General features: G+C 60.4%; 18 protein-coding genes. 11 read left to right on the top strand and 7 right to left on the bottom strand.

All coding sequences use genetic code 11. From position 1 onward, the window contains the following. Nucleotides 1–70: 70 nt before the first annotated feature. Both WJU23_RS23295 and WJU23_RS23290 read right to left on the bottom strand, forming a co-directional pair. The gene (locus WJU23_RS23295; protein WP_346335041.1) at nt 71–1,369 is read right to left on the bottom strand and encodes a pyruvate dehydrogenase complex dihydrolipoamide acetyltransferase; all 1,299 of its coding nucleotides are present in this window, start codon (nt 1,367–1,369) and stop codon (nt 71–73) included. Nucleotides 1,370–1,415: 46 nt separating this feature from the next. Continuing rightward, nucleotides 1,416–2,411, bottom strand: a complete 996-nt coding sequence (locus tag WJU23_RS23290; RefSeq protein WP_346335040.1) for an alpha-ketoacid dehydrogenase subunit beta — start codon at nt 2,409–2,411, stop codon at nt 1,416–1,418. Between the two features lie 192 nt (nt 2,412–2,603). Between WJU23_RS23290 and WJU23_RS23285 the strand changes: the two genes are divergently transcribed. Continuing rightward, nucleotides 2,604–3,665 (top strand): hypothetical protein, encoded by a 1,062-nt coding sequence (locus tag WJU23_RS23285; protein WP_346335039.1) that lies wholly within the window; start codon nt 2,604–2,606, stop codon nt 3,663–3,665. Between the two features lie 115 nt (nt 3,666–3,780). Here the strand turns inward: WJU23_RS23285 and WJU23_RS23280 are convergent, their stop codons facing one another. Both WJU23_RS23280 and WJU23_RS23275 read right to left on the bottom strand, forming a co-directional pair. Beyond that, a complete protein-coding gene (locus WJU23_RS23280) occupies nt 3,781–4,236 on the bottom strand; it encodes a hypothetical protein (protein ID WP_346335038.1) in 456 nt (151 codons plus the stop codon). 90 nt (nt 4,237–4,326) lie between these two features. Further along, entirely contained in the window at nt 4,327–4,791 is a 465-nt protein-coding gene (locus WJU23_RS23275; protein ID WP_346335037.1) for a hypothetical protein, read from the bottom strand. A 240-nt stretch (nt 4,792–5,031) separates the two neighbouring features. Between WJU23_RS23275 and WJU23_RS23270 the strand changes: the two genes are divergently transcribed. Genes WJU23_RS23270 through WJU23_RS23260 form a run of 3 tightly spaced genes read left to right on the top strand, consistent with a single transcriptional unit; the run spans nt 5,032 to nt 6,520 of the window. Beyond that, nucleotides 5,032–5,412 (top strand): hypothetical protein, encoded by a 381-nt coding sequence (locus WJU23_RS23270; RefSeq protein ID WP_346335036.1) that lies wholly within the window; start codon nt 5,032–5,034, stop codon nt 5,410–5,412. Between the two features lie 41 nt (nt 5,413–5,453). Next, on the top strand, nt 5,454–6,056 hold the full coding sequence (locus tag WJU23_RS23265; protein WP_346335035.1) for a type II TA system antitoxin MqsA family protein: 603 nt from the start codon (nt 5,454–5,456) through the stop codon (nt 6,054–6,056). A 26-nt stretch (nt 6,057–6,082) separates the two neighbouring features. Next, nucleotides 6,083–6,520, top strand: a complete 438-nt coding sequence (locus WJU23_RS23260) for a hypothetical protein (protein WP_346335034.1) — start codon at nt 6,083–6,085, stop codon at nt 6,518–6,520. Nucleotides 6,521–6,613: 93 nt separating this feature from the next. Here the strand turns inward: WJU23_RS23260 and WJU23_RS23255 are convergent, their stop codons facing one another. Further along, nucleotides 6,614–7,225, bottom strand: coding sequence for a hypothetical protein (locus WJU23_RS23255; RefSeq protein ID WP_346335033.1), 612 nt, complete (start codon nt 7,223–7,225; stop codon nt 6,614–6,616). Nucleotides 7,226–7,529: 304 nt separating this feature from the next. Here WJU23_RS23255 and WJU23_RS23250 point away from each other — a divergent pair, with 304 nt between their 5' ends. The 7 genes from WJU23_RS23250 to WJU23_RS23220 all read left to right on the top strand — a co-directional run bounded on the left by WJU23_RS23250 (nt 7,530) and on the right by WJU23_RS23220 (nt 12,688). Then, a complete protein-coding gene (locus tag WJU23_RS23250; protein WP_346335032.1) occupies nt 7,530–8,645 on the top strand; it encodes a hypothetical protein in 1,116 nt (371 codons plus the stop codon). 20 nt (nt 8,646–8,665) lie between these two features. Next, the gene (locus tag WJU23_RS23245) at nt 8,666–9,049 is read left to right on the top strand and encodes a hypothetical protein (RefSeq protein ID WP_346335031.1); all 384 of its coding nucleotides are present in this window, start codon (nt 8,666–8,668) and stop codon (nt 9,047–9,049) included. Nucleotides 9,050–9,106: 57 nt separating this feature from the next. Next, nucleotides 9,107–9,724 carry a DUF1080 domain-containing protein gene (locus WJU23_RS23240; protein ID WP_346335030.1) on the top strand — a complete coding sequence of 206 codons (618 nt, stop codon included), beginning with the start codon at nt 9,107–9,109 and terminating at the stop codon, nt 9,722–9,724. Between the two features lie 12 nt (nt 9,725–9,736). Continuing rightward, nucleotides 9,737–10,084: a hypothetical protein gene (locus WJU23_RS23235; protein WP_346335029.1), complete on the top strand. Its 348-nt coding sequence runs from the start codon at nt 9,737–9,739 to the stop codon at nt 10,082–10,084. A gap of 13 nt (nt 10,085–10,097) precedes the next feature. Continuing rightward, nucleotides 10,098–10,442 (top strand): hypothetical protein, encoded by a 345-nt coding sequence (locus tag WJU23_RS23230; protein ID WP_346335028.1) that lies wholly within the window; start codon nt 10,098–10,100, stop codon nt 10,440–10,442. 16 nt (nt 10,443–10,458) lie between these two features. After that, nucleotides 10,459–11,643 (top strand): PQQ-binding-like beta-propeller repeat protein, encoded by a 1,185-nt coding sequence (locus WJU23_RS23225; RefSeq protein WP_346335027.1) that lies wholly within the window; start codon nt 10,459–10,461, stop codon nt 11,641–11,643. Nucleotides 11,644–11,779: 136 nt separating this feature from the next. Next, a complete protein-coding gene (locus WJU23_RS23220; protein ID WP_346335026.1) occupies nt 11,780–12,688 on the top strand; it encodes a sugar phosphate nucleotidyltransferase in 909 nt (302 codons plus the stop codon). Nucleotides 12,689–13,003: 315 nt separating this feature from the next. On the opposite strand, the gene dxs is transcribed toward WJU23_RS23220, so the two are convergent. Beyond that, on the bottom strand, nt 13,004–14,890 hold the full coding sequence (dxs, locus tag WJU23_RS23215; RefSeq protein ID WP_346335025.1) for a 1-deoxy-D-xylulose-5-phosphate synthase: 1,887 nt from the start codon (nt 14,888–14,890) through the stop codon (nt 13,004–13,006). A 12-nt stretch (nt 14,891–14,902) separates the two neighbouring features. Next, on the bottom strand, nt 14,903–15,247 hold the full coding sequence (gene xseB, locus WJU23_RS23210; protein ID WP_346335024.1) for an exodeoxyribonuclease VII small subunit: 345 nt from the start codon (nt 15,245–15,247) through the stop codon (nt 14,903–14,905). Nucleotides 15,248–15,306: the final 59 nt, after the last annotated feature.

The raw sequence follows: 15,306 nt of genomic DNA, 5'->3' as shown, positions 1-15,306 counted from the left end.
ACCCCGGTCGGGGGACCGGGGTTCTTGAGGAAGCGATGAGGCTGAGGCAAATCCGGCGCACCGGGCTCGGTCAGACCAGCATGAGGGCGGGGCTTTCGATGAGCTTGCGCATCTCCGCCAGGAAGGTGGCGGCGACGGCGCCGTCCACGACGCGGTGGTCGCCGCTGAGGCCGACCCACATGCGCTGGCCGACGACGATCTGGCCTTTGTCGTTGACGACGGGGGCTTTGCGGATGCTGCCGATGGCGACGATGGCGGCCTGGGGCGGGTTGATGATGGCGGCGAACTGGTCAATGCCGTAGGCACCGAGGTTGGAGACGGTGATGGTGCCGCCGGCGAAGTCATCCGGGCTGAGCTTTTTGTTTTTGGCTTTCCCGGCGAGGTCTTTGACGCCCTGGCTGAGCTCCAGGAGGGTCTTTTTCTCGGCCTGCTTGATGACGGGGGTGACGAGGCCGTCCTCAATGGCGATGGCGACGCTGAGGCCGACGGATTTGAATTTGACGATGGCATCCCCATCCCAGGCGGCATTGATGGCAGGGTGGGCCTGGGCGGCGCGGATGACGGCTTTGAGGATGAAGTCGTTGACGGTGTATTTGTTGCCGCCGGTTTTTTCGTTGGTGGCGTTCAGATGCGCGCGGAAGTCCATGAGCGGGCCGGCGTCCACTTCCATCTGGAGGTAGAAGTGGGGGATCTGGGTCTTGGAGGCGAGGAGGCGCTCCGCGATGATGTTGCGCATGGAGCTGGTGGGCACGCGCTCGTCCTCGTCACCATAGGTGGGGCGGATGGCGGGGGTGGCGGGGAGGCCGCGGCCGGCGGAGGCTCCGCCGACAGGGGCGCTCTCCACATCAGCCCGGATGATGCGGCCGCCGGGGCCGCTTCCCTGGAGGGCGGTGAGGTCCACGCCTTTTTCTTCGGCGATCTTGCGGGCCAGGGGGGAGGCCTTGACGCGGGCTCCAGCCATGACGGCGCGGCGGGCGGGCTGCGGGGCGGTGGGCAGGCGCGGGCCGGGGGCGGAGACGGCTTTTTTGCCGCCGGCGGCACCGGCTTTAGGCTTCTCTGGCTTGGCGACGGGGGCGGCATCAGCCTGGGCTTTGGCGATGAGCTCGTCCAGGTTGGCGGGGGCTTCTTCGTCCTCGCCCAGGATGACGGCGATGGGGCTGTTCAGGGGGACTTTGGACCCGGCCTGGACGATGATTTTGAGAAAGGTGCCGTCAAAGGGACTGGCGTATTCCATGGTGGCCTTGTCGGTTTCGACATCGGCGATGGTCTGTCCCGTGGTGACCTTGTCGCCCTCTTTGACGGTCCATTTGGCGAGGGTGCCCTCGGTCATGGTGTCACTCAGTTTGGGCATTTCGATGATTTTGGGCATGGCAGGAAGAGAGCGTTAAAAAAGGGATGAACAGGGCGCGAATGAATCAGCAGATGGACAGCGCTTTGGCGACGATAACATCCGCCGTGGGGAGCTGGATGGCCTCCAGGGGCGGGCTGTAGATGGCCGGGGAGTCCAGGCTGTTGACGCGGAGGACGGGGGCGTCCAGCTCGTCAAAAATCTGTGCCTGGATGGTGTAGGCGATCTGGGCGCCGATGCCGCAGAAGGGCTTGCCCTCCTCCACATAGATGGCGCGGTGGGTCTTGGAGACGGAGTTTAAAATGGTCTCCTCATCCAGGGGGCGGATGGTGCGGATGTCCACCACCTCGGCGCTGATGCCGTGCTCCTCTTCCAGGATCTGCGCCGCCTCCAGGCAGGTGATGACGGCGCGGCCGTGGGCGATGAGGGAGATGTCTGTGCCCTCGCGCTTCACATCGGCGAGGCCGAGGGGGATGAAGAGCTCGCCATTGGGCAGCTCGTCATTGGACGGCACGTCCCACTCCTCGCCATACAGCTTGGTGCTCTCCATGAACATGACCGGGTCATTGTCGCGGATGGCGGCTTTCATCAGGCCTTTGGCATCGTAGGCATTGCTGGGGACCACGCACTTCATGCCGGGGAAATTGGCCATGATGTTTTCCGGGGTATGGCTGTGGGTGGCGCCCACGCCGGTGCCGCCATTGGCGGGGCCGCGGATAACGATGGGGCAGTTGATCTTGCCACCGGACATGTAGCGGACCATGGCGGCGTTATTGACGATCTGGTCCCAGGCGACGGTGTAAAAGCTCCAGAACATGAGCTCCATGACGGGGCGCACGCCGAGCATGGAGGCGCCGACGCCCATGCCGATGAAGCCGGCCTCGCTGATGGGGGTGTCCACGAGGCGTTTGTCGCCCCATTTTTCCCACATGCCTTCCGTCACTTTATACGCCCCATTGTACTGGGCGACTTCCTCCCCCATGACGACGACCATGGGATCGCGGGCGATTTCTTCGTCCAGGGCTTCACGGATGGCGTGGCGGTAGCTGAGTCGGCGGGGCATTGGGTGGAAAAGGGGAGAAAAAGTGAAGCCAAGTAGTTCGGCGGCAGAAGCCCCGAGTCAAGAGCAGGAAAATGCCCAAACGCTGACGAATCCGCCAGACGTAAGGTCAAGACACAGACAGAGACAAAGAGACATGAAACATGCCCCGGTTTGGCATTGCATCAAACCGGAGCGCAACGCAACATCCCTGTGATGAATTTCCCCCAAAAATACCTGACATGCACCCTGCTGGCCCTCCTGGCCGGCCTTTCCGCCCTGCCTGCGGCTGAGGAACCGAAAGGCCGCTGGACGCCCCCCACCACGGACGCCCGCCCCTGGAAGCACGGCCCCACCCAGCTCGCCTTCCCCCCCATGCTGGGCGGCTACCGCTTTGTGGGCCACTTTGACTACGAGGACAACGGAGTCTTGCTGCGCTACGAAAACCTGGATGAGCAGGGGCGGCTGGATCTCTTTCTGTTCAAATCCGAATCCTCCCTGTCCACGGTGGCAGACATCCAGGCGCGTCTGATGACGGAGATGGATATCGTCGTCCGGGACATGGAGACCATGATCAAAAACGGCCGCTACAAGAACCTCAATACCGGCGAACTCGTCGGCGGCGAGCTGGACCTCTGGCAAAAACAGTCCCTACCCATCGCCACCCGCATCATCACCGCCACGCGCATTGGCTACTCCGATGCCGGCAGCGAGGAGGCCGTGGTGCGCCAGTGGGTGGGCATCACCGCTCTGGAAGACCACATCATCACCATCCGTCATATGCGCCCTGCCGCCACCGGCGATGCCGGGGAGGAATCCATGAAGCAGGTCGTGGGGCTCGTCTTCCAGCTTTTAAAAGACCCCTCCCTGCGCACGCACATCCGTGAGCTGGTGGATGACTATTTGAAAGACCCCTTTTCTGAGAATGGGGAGCAGGCCGCCGCCGCCGTGCTGGCTTATCTGAAACAGACCCCCTACTTCCCCATCAACATCCCGGAAGACCCGGTCTCCGGCTGGCTGGACCACGTGAAAAAGGTGGCCCCCGGCACCGAGGAGCACCTCCTGCGCGCCTTCATGCTCGGCAGCGCCAAAGTCGCCTTTGCGGAGGGGGATACGGAGTCCTGCTTCAAAGCCGGCGCCCGCCAGTTTGCCAAAATCTACCGCCAGCTCCTCGCCGACCATCCCCAGATCACCCGCCCCGAGATCGAGCAGTTCGTCACCGCCGCCGAAGCCGGCCAAGCCCTCGACTGGATGAAAGCCTACGAGCTTCGGAAGTGATGGCGGAGCGCGGGCGCTCCCGCCCGCATCTGAATGGCCCTGGCCCCACGGCCCCCTTTGTCACACCTCCCGTTAGGCCCTCCACCCCGGATTCTGCCTGGCAGCTTGCTGTCTGTCACGGCCTCTTCACGGACAGATCGCGCAACTGCTTCAGCAAACCTTCATCCGTCACGCTGCTGCCGTTGTAGGGTGAGCCCCTGTACCCACGCCTGGCACCCTTCACGGTCGTCAGGGGGGCGATGGCAAAGCGAAATCCCTCCCCAAAGACCGGGTGCCCTTCCTTGAACTCAAAATGCACAATGAACAGCCGGCCTGTCGAGTCCTTGAACAGGTAGGGAATCACCGGTCCGTAAAACGGCTCCGCCGTCCATGAGGTCTTCTGAAAATCCTGGTACAGGGTCATCAGGCTCTTCCCGCCCGTCGTGAAGACGGCCAGCTCTTTGCCCGCCGTCACCGCCTCGCCCTGCTTGATGCATTCATACACCGTGATGTCCTCCGCCCGCATCTGGCCGCTGCCGAGGAGGAGCAGGGTCAACGTCAGCCTGCAGGCGCTTAAGAGGGGCGTCTTCATGGGGGAGGGGCGGTGAATTTCGCGGAACACGTTGGGGCGGACGTTTCGGATGAGGCGATGGCAGCCCACCTCGCCTCCCCTTCCCCCTCCTCATTTTTCCTTCGCCTCCAGCACAATCTTCACCTCCGCTTCCGCCGCCGCCGGTCCGCCATCCGTGATCCGCACCACCAGCCGGTACTTGTTCTCTTTCGTGGGCTGTTCCTGAATGACGGCCTCACCCCGGCCCTGGATGAGCTCCACCTTCGCCACGACGTCTTTGAGGGAGCGAAGCTTGGGTTTGAACCGGGCATAAGAGCTCGATGTGCTCCCCTCCCAGGAGGGTTCCCAGGCCTCCCCGTTGACCGTCATCGTGTGCGGTTTGTTCCGGGCCACATGCTCGATGTGCAGCTTGCCATTATAGATCACCAAGTCATCCGTGGCATCCACCGTCGCCTTGAAGACGATCTCCTCCGTCTCAGGCCGCGCGCCAAACGGCAGCCGCTCCGGCGCTGGGTCCGCGTGCGCCACCAGGGCCGTTGCCAATGCCAGCATGAGGAGGGTCAGGAAGCGTTTCATAGGAATAACCCTGAATGAGACACAATTCCGGCCCGGACGTCAATCTTGGTCTGCGGGGCCTACTGAGGGAAATCGGCGGGCGCTTCTCAGAACCATCTTGCGCTGACCCGCGCCAGTTGCTTGGATGTATCCTCTAGTGTGAGCGCTGAAATTTCTTTTCCGATTTGCGGGATGACAAATCCTTGCTTTTTGGTATCATGTGATACCAAGGAGGTTGCCGCATGAAAATAACTGCCATCAATGTCAAGCCATCTGCCAACGCCGAAAACCGTTGTCGCCAAGGTCCGGGAGGCCATCAAAGCGCTCGACAACGGCAAGTATGCTGCGATCGCCGAAAAGCATGTGAGTGCTGATCTCGACGAACTGGGTTTCACATCGGTGGGGGACTACTGGGATGCCATTTTTGGGTTCCTGCACGAGATCCAGGCAGCCGGTCCAGCCAGTTGTTATGCCGGTGGGAGACCGCCTCAGCGCTCGTATGAGCGCGGTTTTCAGGGCCTGGAGTTGTTTGCCTATGCATGGGACAGCCCTTCTGCCCAGCGCCGGATGTATCTGAAGTTCGGCATTCGTAACGAAACGTATTATCATCTGGACTGTCACGAAGACCGTCCGAAACGCTGAGTCCCACCGCAGGGGTCCAGATCCAAAGAAGCATCATCATCATGAAAGTAACGATCACCCACCGCCGCGAAGTGCGGGAGCAGAAACTGGCCGAAGAGTGCCCGGGCTGCGGGGAAAAGGCTGTCTGGCGGGCAGTCACCCGTGTGATGCCGCAGGAGTTTCGTGGACAGATCCTGAGCGTGGAGACCGGCTGCCAGGAATGCTCCCAGTGCGGCTTCGCCATCCTGACGGACGCTCAGATAGAAGGCCTCAGGAAGAGTACCTTGAAAGCCTATCAGGAGCACGCCGGGCTGATGACGGGCGGAGAGATCATTGCCGCCCGCAAACAGAAAGGCTGGAGCCAGGCAGACCTGGCCGCGCAGACAGGCCTCGGCATTGCCAGCATCAAGCGCTGGGAACTCGGGCTCCTGGTTCAGACCGAGGCGAATGACCAGGCCCTTCGGAGAGCGCTGACGCCTGCACTTGAGGCCGGATTCCAAAGGTTTCACCTGCCCATGGCTGTGGTGAAGAGCCAAGGTTTCACGGAGACCTGGAAGCTTGGCTGGCAGGTCAAGGCCGCCGTGGTGCAGCGCCAGACAGGCCGTGCGCCCGCCCGGAAATCCAGTCCAAACCCCTGCTGGGATTCACCTCTTGCGTTAGCCTGAAAACTCCAGCCTTCACTCATCCGCCCATGCTCAGCCCCATTCAACTGCGTCAGCATGTCTTCACGGTGATCAGCATTGAAACGATCGAAGATGCCGGCTCTCCGGAGGAGGAAAGCTATTCCTTTGACCTCAAGTTCGCCAAGCCGGAGAAGCATGAGGACCTTTGGCACAGCTTTTTGGAAGTGAGCTTCCAGCCGGAGGCTGAAAAGAAAGCCCGGTATCGAGGACGGGTGGCGGTGCAGGGCAGGTTTCAGGTGCATCCCGATTTCGACAAAGCCAAGGAGGAAGACCTGGTGAAGTTCAACAGCGGCAGCCTCCTGCTGGCCGCCATCCGGGAGATGGTCCTGATGCTCACCTCCCGCTCGGCATTGGGTCCCATGGAACTGCCCACCTTTAATCCCCAAATGTTTGTCCAGGAGGCGGCGGCGAAACAAGATCCCAAAAGGTCATCATTGGAACGGTAGGCATCCCCTTCCCCGGGTTTTCCCCATGCTGTTTCAACAAAGCGCCAGACAGCGAAACGGATCGCGGTTAGAGGGCGTTTTGCTCGTCCCTTATCAGACCATTCGTTTCTGTATTTCTTTCGAAATCTGGTCATGAAATCTCAAGATGACGTTGAGGTGGTCAGCCATTGTTATTCCAGAACTGGTTACTGTAAGCTTCATCCTCCCTGTATCGCTGAAGACCCGAAGTAATGTCATGCCCTTTAAACACCTGCTGGAATATAAAAATGCCAGATCACGGATCAATTCATGTTTCGTCTCGGGGTCCACCGTTGCACTGATTATTCGAGAGTAGGTGGTATCAACTCTTCCAATAAAGAAATATAGGTCCTGAAAGAATACATCACCCACAAGGTCATCATGAGAGGCAGATTGGGAGAAGTGTTCAGCAAACGTCTCTATGGCCGCTCTACCCGTATAACGAACGGTTAGAGTCTTTCCGTCACTATCGGCGTCTAGATGATAGTGCAACTCTGAGAGATCAGAGCGTAAGCTGTCAATGTCGGCTCGAAGTCGCTGCTCAATCTGAAAAATCCTCATTTGGTCATTCGATCTAACCTGCTCTCGATACGCATAATAAACAAACGCGACTGAGGCAAATGCGACAATGGTGCCTAATATGCCACCAAGGGCATCACCCAGTTGGGCATATTCAGTGAGGGTCATTATTGGAATGAGATTGTTTTTATTGTTAGCCGAACGTCAACCACCATCTATAGGCAGGAGTGCGCCGAAAACAAAGTAAAGGTTGAGTTGGGAAGCGCAATTTCGACTCAGAAACACAAAGAAAGTGCCACGTTAGATTCGCTAGCGAGCGATATGCGTGTCTGAGGTGAGCAAGGGACACAACAGGTCCCCCCCCACCCACCCCAGATTTTTTCAACAAAGCATCAGACAGCGAAACGGAGTGCGGTTAGGGAGCGTTCATCTGATTCCCTTTCAAGCTCATCCCCTGTCCATGCTCATGCTCATGAAGAAACCGCTTTTGCTCTGCCTCCTGCTTTCCTGTCCAGTCCTGGCTCTGGCCGCGACGCTGAAGACGCCGCTGGAAAGCATCCGCGCGGTGGACCGGGAGGGGGCGGGGAATGAAGCGGCCACGGCGGCGTGGCAGGAGCTGACGCAGGCGGACCCAGCGACGCTGCCGGAGGTACTGGCGGCCATGAACGGGGCGAATCCGCTGGCGGAAAACTGGCTGCGGGCGGCGGTGGGCGTCATCGCGGAGCGGGCGGTGGCGGCGAAAAAACTGCCGGTGGCGGCGGTGCAGGCTTTTCTGCAGGACACGAAAAACAGCCCGGCGGCGCGGGTGGTGGCCTTTGACCTGATCCAACAGGCGGAGCCGGCGCTGGCGGAAAAAATCACGCCGGGTCTGCTGGAGGACCCGAGCAGCGAGCTGCGCCGGCACCCGGTGTCCCGGCTGCTGGAGACGGGGGATGAAGCCCTGGCCCAGGACAAAAAAGACGCCGCCATCGCCGCCTATCAGCAGGCCATGAACAGCGCCCGCGATGAGGACCAGATCAAGGACCTGGCCAAGAAACTGAAGGACCTGGAACGGCCCGTGGACCTGCCGAAGCACTTCGGTTTCATCATGGACTGGAAGCTCATCGCCCCCTTCACAAATGTAGAGCGCCAGGGTTTTGACACGGTGTTTCCGCCAGAAAAGGAGATCAATCTGGACGCCGTCTATCCCGGCAAAAATGCCGACGCGAAGTGGACCGCCTTCACCAGCCAGGATGAGTACGGCATGATTGATTTTAACAAACCCTTCACGATGCTGAAGGAGGTGACCGGCTATGCCTACAGCGAATTTGACTCCGCCGAGGAGCGCGACGCGCAGATCCGCCTGGGCTGCAAAAACGGCTGGAAAGTCTGGCTCAATGGCGAGCTCCTCTTCGCCCGCGATGAGTACCATCGCGGGGCGAAGCTGGACCAATACAAACTTCCTGTTAGGCTGAAAAAAGGCAAAAATGCCATCCTGGTGAAGTGCTGCCAGAACGAGCAGACGGAGCAATGGACCGTCGAATGGCAGTTCCAGCTCCGCGTCTGCGATGCCACCGGGACGGCCCTGGTGGCGAAGGCCAAAGACTGACCTCTAGCCTCCTGCCTGACATGAATGAGCGTCCCATGCCCCGCCTCAAACTGTTCATCGCAGCCACATGTGTCAGCGTGATCGGCTCTCTCGATCTTTGGGTAGGCCTGTCCCGTACAGGTTGGGCATATTGGAACGCCTGGATTCAATTTCCATTCGGCATCCTGCTGGCGTTTTATGGCATCTTCAGGGTCATGTTCATCCAGCTCGCCCTGGGCTGGACAGCCGTGCTTCTCTTCCTGGTCTCGCTGCTGGCTGCAGCCGTCCAATGGCAGCATCCAGAACAGAGCACGGAGTGGGTCTTTTTGCTGAGCGCCGCCTTGGCGTCCGCCATCACCGCTTACCTGCTGCTCCTTGACCCCGAAGTCCGCGCCTTCCGCACCCGCCAGCCTCGCCGGGTGTAAAAAGACTCTGCACACATTTACCCTTCACTTGTCACCCATCTCCATCCCCACCCAATCATGAAACTCCGCCATCTTCTTCCCCTCCTGGCCATTGGCCTTCTTTCCACCATCACCTCTCAAGCTGAGGACTTCACGCCGGAGCCGGGCTTTGTCAGCCTGTTCAACGGCAAGGACCTCAGCGGCTGGTGCTTCCGTGAAAAGACCAAAAAGGACAACCCGAATCCGGGCAAGATCTTGGAGACCTTTGACGGCAAGACGGAGGCTGGCGAGGTGGGCCGTTACTTCGCCAAGGACGGCATTCTCACCGTCAGCTTTCCCACGGAGATGGACAAGCTCACGGGCCAGTTTTACACGGTGCAGGAGTTCCCGAAAAACTTCATCCTGAAGATGCAATTCCGCGCCGGGGTCAATGCCGACAGCGGCATCTTCATCCGCAAGCCGCAGCTCCAGTGCCGCGACTACCTGGTGGCCGGTCCCTACACGGCGCTGAAGGCCTACAAACCGCAGGACTGGAACCAGATCGAGGTGACGGTGAAGGACGGCGTGGCCCACTGCACATGCAATGGCGAGGTCCTGGAAGCCGCCCTGGCGCTGCCCGCCACCGGCCCCATCGGTGTGGAGGGCGACCGCGGCCAGATGGAATACCGCCACATCCAGCTCAAGGAACTGGAGTAAGCTTACGCGGCCATGTCTGACCCCCAGTGGCAATCGTTGAAGCAATGGCTGTTAGGCGGCATCCTGCCCGCTGCGCTTTTCCTTTACGCCGGCTCTGCCCTGTTAACCGGAGAGAGCCTGCTCCCCTTGGGCCGCCGCGGAGCGTTCTCTGCCAGAAGGGCGGAAGTGTTTACTGGCATGGCGGGCGGGTTTCTGGCCCTCACTTATCTGGCAGGGGCTGCCTGGCTGCACTTCCACTGGGTCTGGGGATATTCCCATCGGCATTGGGCCCGCGCGGCAGGCTTCAAAAAAGCGGCTCTCTATTCCGGTCTCGTCTTCCTGGTCGCTTTCCTGTCCGTCCTCATCACCCGTCAGAGATGATCCTTTGCCCTATATGAAAGGTTTCCTCATGATCATCATGGAGCTGTTTGGGCCGCCGGATGGCGGGCCATCCACCCGCTTTTTCATGGGCCATCTCATTCCGGGCATGATCGGTCTATATTCCCTCACGGCCATCTTCATTGGCAAGACGGTGCTGCCAGCCAAGACTCTGCCCACCATCGGCGGAGTGCCCGGCGTGTGTGTCGCCTGCATCTATCTCGGTGTGGCAGGCCTGCTGCACTTTCACTGGGGCTGGGGCCTGTCTCATGAGCGGTGGCATCTCAGTGTCCGCGGCAAGTGGGCCGCCTTTGGCTTCATCGTCCTCAGTTTTATCGGCCTCATTACTTTCCACCCCTGACTCCCCTGTTCCCGTTATGAAACCTTGTTTCTCCATCCTCTCCGCCGCCCTTCTGCTTTCGTCATTCGGAATTCGGCATTCAGCCTTCGCCGCCGACTGGCCGCAGTTTCGCGGGCCGAACGGCTCCGCTGTCTCAACCGAAGCCGCCCCCGGTCCGAAGCTGGCTGTGGCCTGGAGCGCGGACCTGCCGGGGCGTGGCCTCAGCAGCCCCATTGTGGTGGGCGGGAAGATTTTTCTCACCTGCGCGAGCGGCCCGGACCAGTCCAATCTGCACGTCTTTTGCTTCAATGCGGCCGATGGCAAAAAGGTATGGGAGCGCGTGATGAAGGCCACGGGCCGCACCATGTCGCATAACAAAACCAACGTCGCCGCCGCCACCATGTGCAGCGATGGCGAGCGCGTCTTTGCCCTGTATTCCTCCAATGACCTCTTCGCCTTTGACCTGGCCGGGAACCTCCTCTGGCTGCGCGGCCTAACGTATGATTACGCCAACGCCAGCAACAGCCTCGGCATGTCCTCCTCCCCCGTGGTGGCGGATGAGACGCTGGTGGTGCAGAGCGAGAACGACAGCGAATCCCTGGCCGTGGGCATCGACGTGACCACCGGTAAAAACCGCTGGAAGATGGAGCGGCCCAAAGCGGCCAACTGGACCAGCGCCGTGGTTTATCAAGACGTGGTGGCGCTGCAGTCCAGCAAGGGCCTCACCGGCATCCGCCCGCGCACGGGCGAGGTGGTGTGGGATTACACCGATGGTGCCTCCACCATTCCCAGCTCCGCCGTGACCCAGGCGGCCATTTATGTCCCCTCCAACGGCCTGACGGCCCTGGTGCCGGAAAAGGGTGCCGCCTCCCAGCTCTGGCGCGCCTCCGGCCTGAAGCCCGGCACCGGCAGTCCCGTGGTCATTGGCGATGCCATCTATGTGCTGAACAACAGCGGCGTGCTCATCCAGGCCAGCACCGCCACGGGCGATGAAGCCTGGAAACTGCGGCTCAAAGGGCCCATCAGCGGCTCCCCGGTGGCTGCTGGAAAATACATTTACATCGCCAGCGAGCGCGGTGACTTCCAGGTCGTGGACACCACCGCCAAGGAGGGCGAGGTGATCCACAGCGTGGAGCTGAAGGACACCATCCTCAGCACTCCGGCCATCAGCGACGGCGCGGTGTACATCCGCAGTGACAAAAAGCTCTGGAAGCTGAACTAGCCACCCGCCACACGCACCCGGCCCGCCTGCCGCGTATAGACAAAGTTGCCGCAAGGCCAGTTGACGCACCGCATGGCCTGTCCATGAGTGCGTGCCTTCACTTCAAAAAACTCCTTTTCTCCTCACTCCACTCTCGATGAAACCCACCCTTCTCATCCTCGCTGCCGGCATGGGCAGCCGTTACGGCGGTCTTAAACAGCTCGATGCCATGGGCCCCTCCGGCGAGGTGGTGTTGGATTACTCGGTGTTTGACGCCATCCGCGCCGGTTTTGGCAAGGTGGTCTTCGTGATCCGGCGCGACTTTGAAGAGCAGTTCCGCAGCCAGATCGGCAGCAAGTATGGCGACCGCATCGCCGTGGACTACGCCTTTCAGGACATCAACGACCTGCCCGCAGGCTTTACCGTGCCGGAAGGCCGCACCAAGCCCTGGGGCACGGCCCACGCCGTGCTCGCTGCTGAGAGCGTGGTGAACGAGCCCTTCCTGATGATCAATGCGGATGACTTTTACGGTCGCGATGCCTTTGCCAAAATCGGTGCGGACCTGATGGCGGAACGCCCGGCGGACGGCAAGAGCCACTACTCCATGGTCGGTTTCTATTTGAAGAACACCCTCTCAGATCACGGTAGCGTGGCCCGTGGCGTCTGCACCCGCGGTGCGGATGGCATGCTCAGTTCCGTCACCGAAATGACCAAGATCTTCCGCACGCCCACCGGTGCCGAAAACCGCGAAACCGACCCGCCCCAGGCCCTCACCGGCGAGGAAGTGGTGTCCATGAACTTCTTCGGATTCACGCCGGACATCTTCGGCCACCTGCGCGCCGCCTTCACCCAGTTCCTCCAGGAAAACGGCAGCGACATGAAAGCCGAATGCTACGTGCCCAAGGAAGTGGACGTCCTGATCCGCGATGGCAAGGCCGACGTCAAAGTCCTGGAATCCAACGACTCCTGGTTCGGCGTCACGTATCCTGAAGACAAAGCCGACGTCGTCGCCAGCATCCGCGCACTCGTCGCCGCCGGTGCCTATCCTGAGAATCTCTGGGCCTGACCCAGGATTTTTTAAACCACGCATGCCCGGCCATCAACGAGCATGCGTGGTATCAATGACAGCGACTGCCGAGGCAAAGGACTTGCGTCCTGCCTTTCTGTTCCGCACTCCGGGACGCTCCGTGCCTTCGCAGATCCACTTGCCGCGCAGAGCGTCCCGGAGTGCAGCAGGAAGCGCTCGGGCGCGATGCCGCTCTTCCCCGAAGCCACCTGACAGCCTAACAGGATGCATGACCCATCCACCCCGCCCGGCCAAGGTCATGCCCTTCCCCGAAGACACCTCCAGCCTAACAAGAGGTCTGACCACACTCACAAATCACCCCAGCTTCGAAAGCACTTTTTCAACTGTGGCATCCACAGTCAGTCCATGTTTTGAACGTAAGATGGCGGGGGTGCCGTGCTCGACAAATTCATCTGGCCAGCCGATGCGAACCACGGGGGTGGGGATGCCGGCGGTGGAGAGCTGTTCCATGACCGCGCAGCCGAAGCCGTTCATCAGCACGTGGTCTTCCAGGGTGCACACCACCTTCACCTTTTTGGCGTAGGTTTCGATGACGGCAGTATCCAGCGGCTTGATCCAGCGGGGGTTGATGAGGGCCACAGAATACCCTTTTTCTTCCAGGATCTTTTTGGCCTGCTCCGCCGTGGCAAACATGTCCCCCAGGGCGATGAGGGCGATGTCCGTGCCGTCCGCCACCACCTCGGCCTGGCCGATTTCCAGAATGCGTGGCGTGGTCTTGGGAGTGACACCTGGACCGTTGCCTCGAGGATAACGGATGGCGATGGGTCCCTTGTCGTAATTGGCCATGGTCCAGAGCATGTCCACAAACTCGTCCTCATCCTTGGGCTGCATGTGGACGAGACCGGGGATGCCGCGCAGATAGGCGATGTCAAAGAGGCCGTGATGGGTGGGGCCGTCATCGCCGCTCAGGCCGCCGCGGTCCATGCAAAGGCGGACGGGCAGGTGCTGGATGGCCATGTCATGCAGGATCATGTCCACCGCACGCTGCATGAAGGTGGAATAAATGGTCAGGAAGGGCTTCAGCCCCTGAACCGCCATGCCGCAGGCAAACAGGGCGGCGTGCTCCTCCGCAATGCCGACATCAAAGTAACGCTCCGGAATCTCCTTTTTAAAAGCCATCAGGCCCGTGCCACCGGGCATCGCCGCCGTGATGGCGACAATTTTGAGGTCCTCTTTGGCAAAGTCTGTGACCGTGCGCGCATAGATCTGCGAATAGGTAGGCTTGTCCGTGGCCTGTACCTCACCGGTCTCAATGTTGTATTTGCCTAGTCCATGAAACTTGCCGGGATCTTCCAGAGCAGGTTTGTATCCCCTGCCCTTCTCCGTGAGGATGTGGAGAATCACCGGCTCGTTCTGGGTCTTGAGAAACTCAAACGTCTGGATCAGCAGCGGCAGGTCATGGCCATTGATGGGGCCGTAGTAGCGGATGCCAAATTCCTCAAACAGCGTACTGCGGTTGTGCGGACCTTCGCTCTGCGGAAGCAGCAGGCCTTTGGCGGAATTTTCCACGCGCTCGGCCAGCTTGCGGGCACCGTCGCCGAGGACAAATTCGACAAACTTGGCCGCCTTGTCATGCAGATTCGCAAAGCCGGGGTGGGTGGCGATGGTATTAAAATACTTGGCGATAGCGCCGACGTTTTTGTCAATGCTCCACTCGTTGTCATTGAGCACTGTGATAAGCCGCTTCGTGTGGGAGGAGATGTTGTTCAACGCCTCAAAGACCGGCCCGCAAGTGAAGGCGGCATCACCGGCCACGCAGACCACATGTTCATCCGTGCCTTTAAGATCCCGCGCGGAGGCCATTCCGAGTGCGGCACCGAGGGAGGTGCCTGCGTGCCCGGCACCGTAGCAGTCATGCTCGCTTTCGCTGCGCAGCAGGAAGCCGTTCAGCCCCTCATACTGGCGGATGGTGTGGATCTTGTCCCAGCGGCCCGTCAGCATCTTGTGCACATAGCCCTGGTGGGCCACATCGAAGACAAATTTGTCCTTCGGCGTGTCAAACACCCGGTGCATCGCGATGGTCAGCTCCACGACTCCGAGATTGGGACCGAGATGTCCACCCGTGAGGCTGAGCGTTTCAATGAGTGTGGCGCGGATCTTTTCAACAAGCGCAGGCAGCTTTTCCAGCGGCAGGGCTTTGAGATCAGCGGGGCAGGTAATGTCAGGCAGGGTGGTGTCCACGTTGTAAAAAAATCAGAAAAGTCGGATGTCGTCAGTGTCCTCAGCGGCTTCGGCAGGCTTCTTTTTGCGGGCGGCAGGGACAGGGCGGGCTTGGGTTTTCTCCTCAGCCGATTCGGCAGCGGCGGGATCAAAGGATGCCACCATCGTGCGGCCCTCTGCGTCAGCCGTGATGACCTCGATGCGACGACGGGCCACCTCAATGCGCTGGCGGCAGGTTTTGAGCAGGCCCATGCCCTCTTCGTAGCTGGTGACCATTTCATCCAGGGGCATGCGGTCCCCCTCCATGAGCACGACGATTTCCTCCAGGCGGTCCATGGCCTGTTCAAAGGAGGTTTCGGTGGGTGGGGTGGCGCTCATGCGGGAGGAAGAAAGGGCGGGCATTATCAGGATACAGGGGGCTGCCGCAAGCGGGAAAA

The sequence above is a fragment of the Prosthecobacter sp. SYSU 5D2 genome (assembly GCF_039655865.1).
Taxonomy (GTDB): Bacteria; Verrucomicrobiota; Verrucomicrobiia; order Verrucomicrobiales; family Verrucomicrobiaceae; genus Prosthecobacter.
Note: the sequence above shows the minus strand (reverse complement) of the source record. Positions and strands in the feature narration are given on the sequence as shown.

Bases quoted from the DNA above. Each gene is read 5' to 3' on its own strand.
- WJU23_RS23295 (WP_346335041.1), bottom strand. From the start codon at position 1,369: ATGCCCAAAATCATCGAAATGCCCAAACTGAGTGACACCATGACCGAG.
- WJU23_RS23290 (WP_346335040.1), bottom strand. From the start codon at position 2,411: ATGCCCCGCCGACTCAGCTACCGCCACGCCATCCGTGAAGCCCTGGAC.
- WJU23_RS23285 (WP_346335039.1), top strand. From the start codon at position 2,604: ATGAATTTCCCCCAAAAATACCTGACATGCACCCTGCTGGCCCTCCTG.
- WJU23_RS23280 (WP_346335038.1), bottom strand. From the start codon at position 4,236: ATGAAGACGCCCCTCTTAAGCGCCTGCAGGCTGACGTTGACCCTGCTC.
- WJU23_RS23275 (WP_346335037.1), bottom strand. From the start codon at position 4,791: ATGAAACGCTTCCTGACCCTCCTCATGCTGGCATTGGCAACGGCCCTG.
- WJU23_RS23270 (WP_346335036.1), top strand. From the start codon at position 5,032: ATGTCAAGCCATCTGCCAACGCCGAAAACCGTTGTCGCCAAGGTCCGG.
- WJU23_RS23265 (WP_346335035.1), top strand. From the start codon at position 5,454: ATGAAAGTAACGATCACCCACCGCCGCGAAGTGCGGGAGCAGAAACTG.
- WJU23_RS23260 (WP_346335034.1), top strand. From the start codon at position 6,083: ATGCTCAGCCCCATTCAACTGCGTCAGCATGTCTTCACGGTGATCAGC.
- WJU23_RS23255 (WP_346335033.1), bottom strand. From the start codon at position 7,225: ATGACCCTCACTGAATATGCCCAACTGGGTGATGCCCTTGGTGGCATA.
- WJU23_RS23250 (WP_346335032.1), top strand. From the start codon at position 7,530: ATGAAGAAACCGCTTTTGCTCTGCCTCCTGCTTTCCTGTCCAGTCCTG.
- WJU23_RS23245 (WP_346335031.1), top strand. From the start codon at position 8,666: ATGAATGAGCGTCCCATGCCCCGCCTCAAACTGTTCATCGCAGCCACA.
- WJU23_RS23240 (WP_346335030.1), top strand. From the start codon at position 9,107: ATGAAACTCCGCCATCTTCTTCCCCTCCTGGCCATTGGCCTTCTTTCC.
- WJU23_RS23235 (WP_346335029.1), top strand. From the start codon at position 9,737: ATGTCTGACCCCCAGTGGCAATCGTTGAAGCAATGGCTGTTAGGCGGC.
- WJU23_RS23230 (WP_346335028.1), top strand. From the start codon at position 10,098: ATGAAAGGTTTCCTCATGATCATCATGGAGCTGTTTGGGCCGCCGGAT.
- WJU23_RS23225 (WP_346335027.1), top strand. From the start codon at position 10,459: ATGAAACCTTGTTTCTCCATCCTCTCCGCCGCCCTTCTGCTTTCGTCA.
- WJU23_RS23220 (WP_346335026.1), top strand. From the start codon at position 11,780: ATGAAACCCACCCTTCTCATCCTCGCTGCCGGCATGGGCAGCCGTTAC.
- xseB (WP_346335024.1), bottom strand. From the start codon at position 15,247: ATGAGCGCCACCCCACCCACCGAAACCTCCTTTGAACAGGCCATGGAC.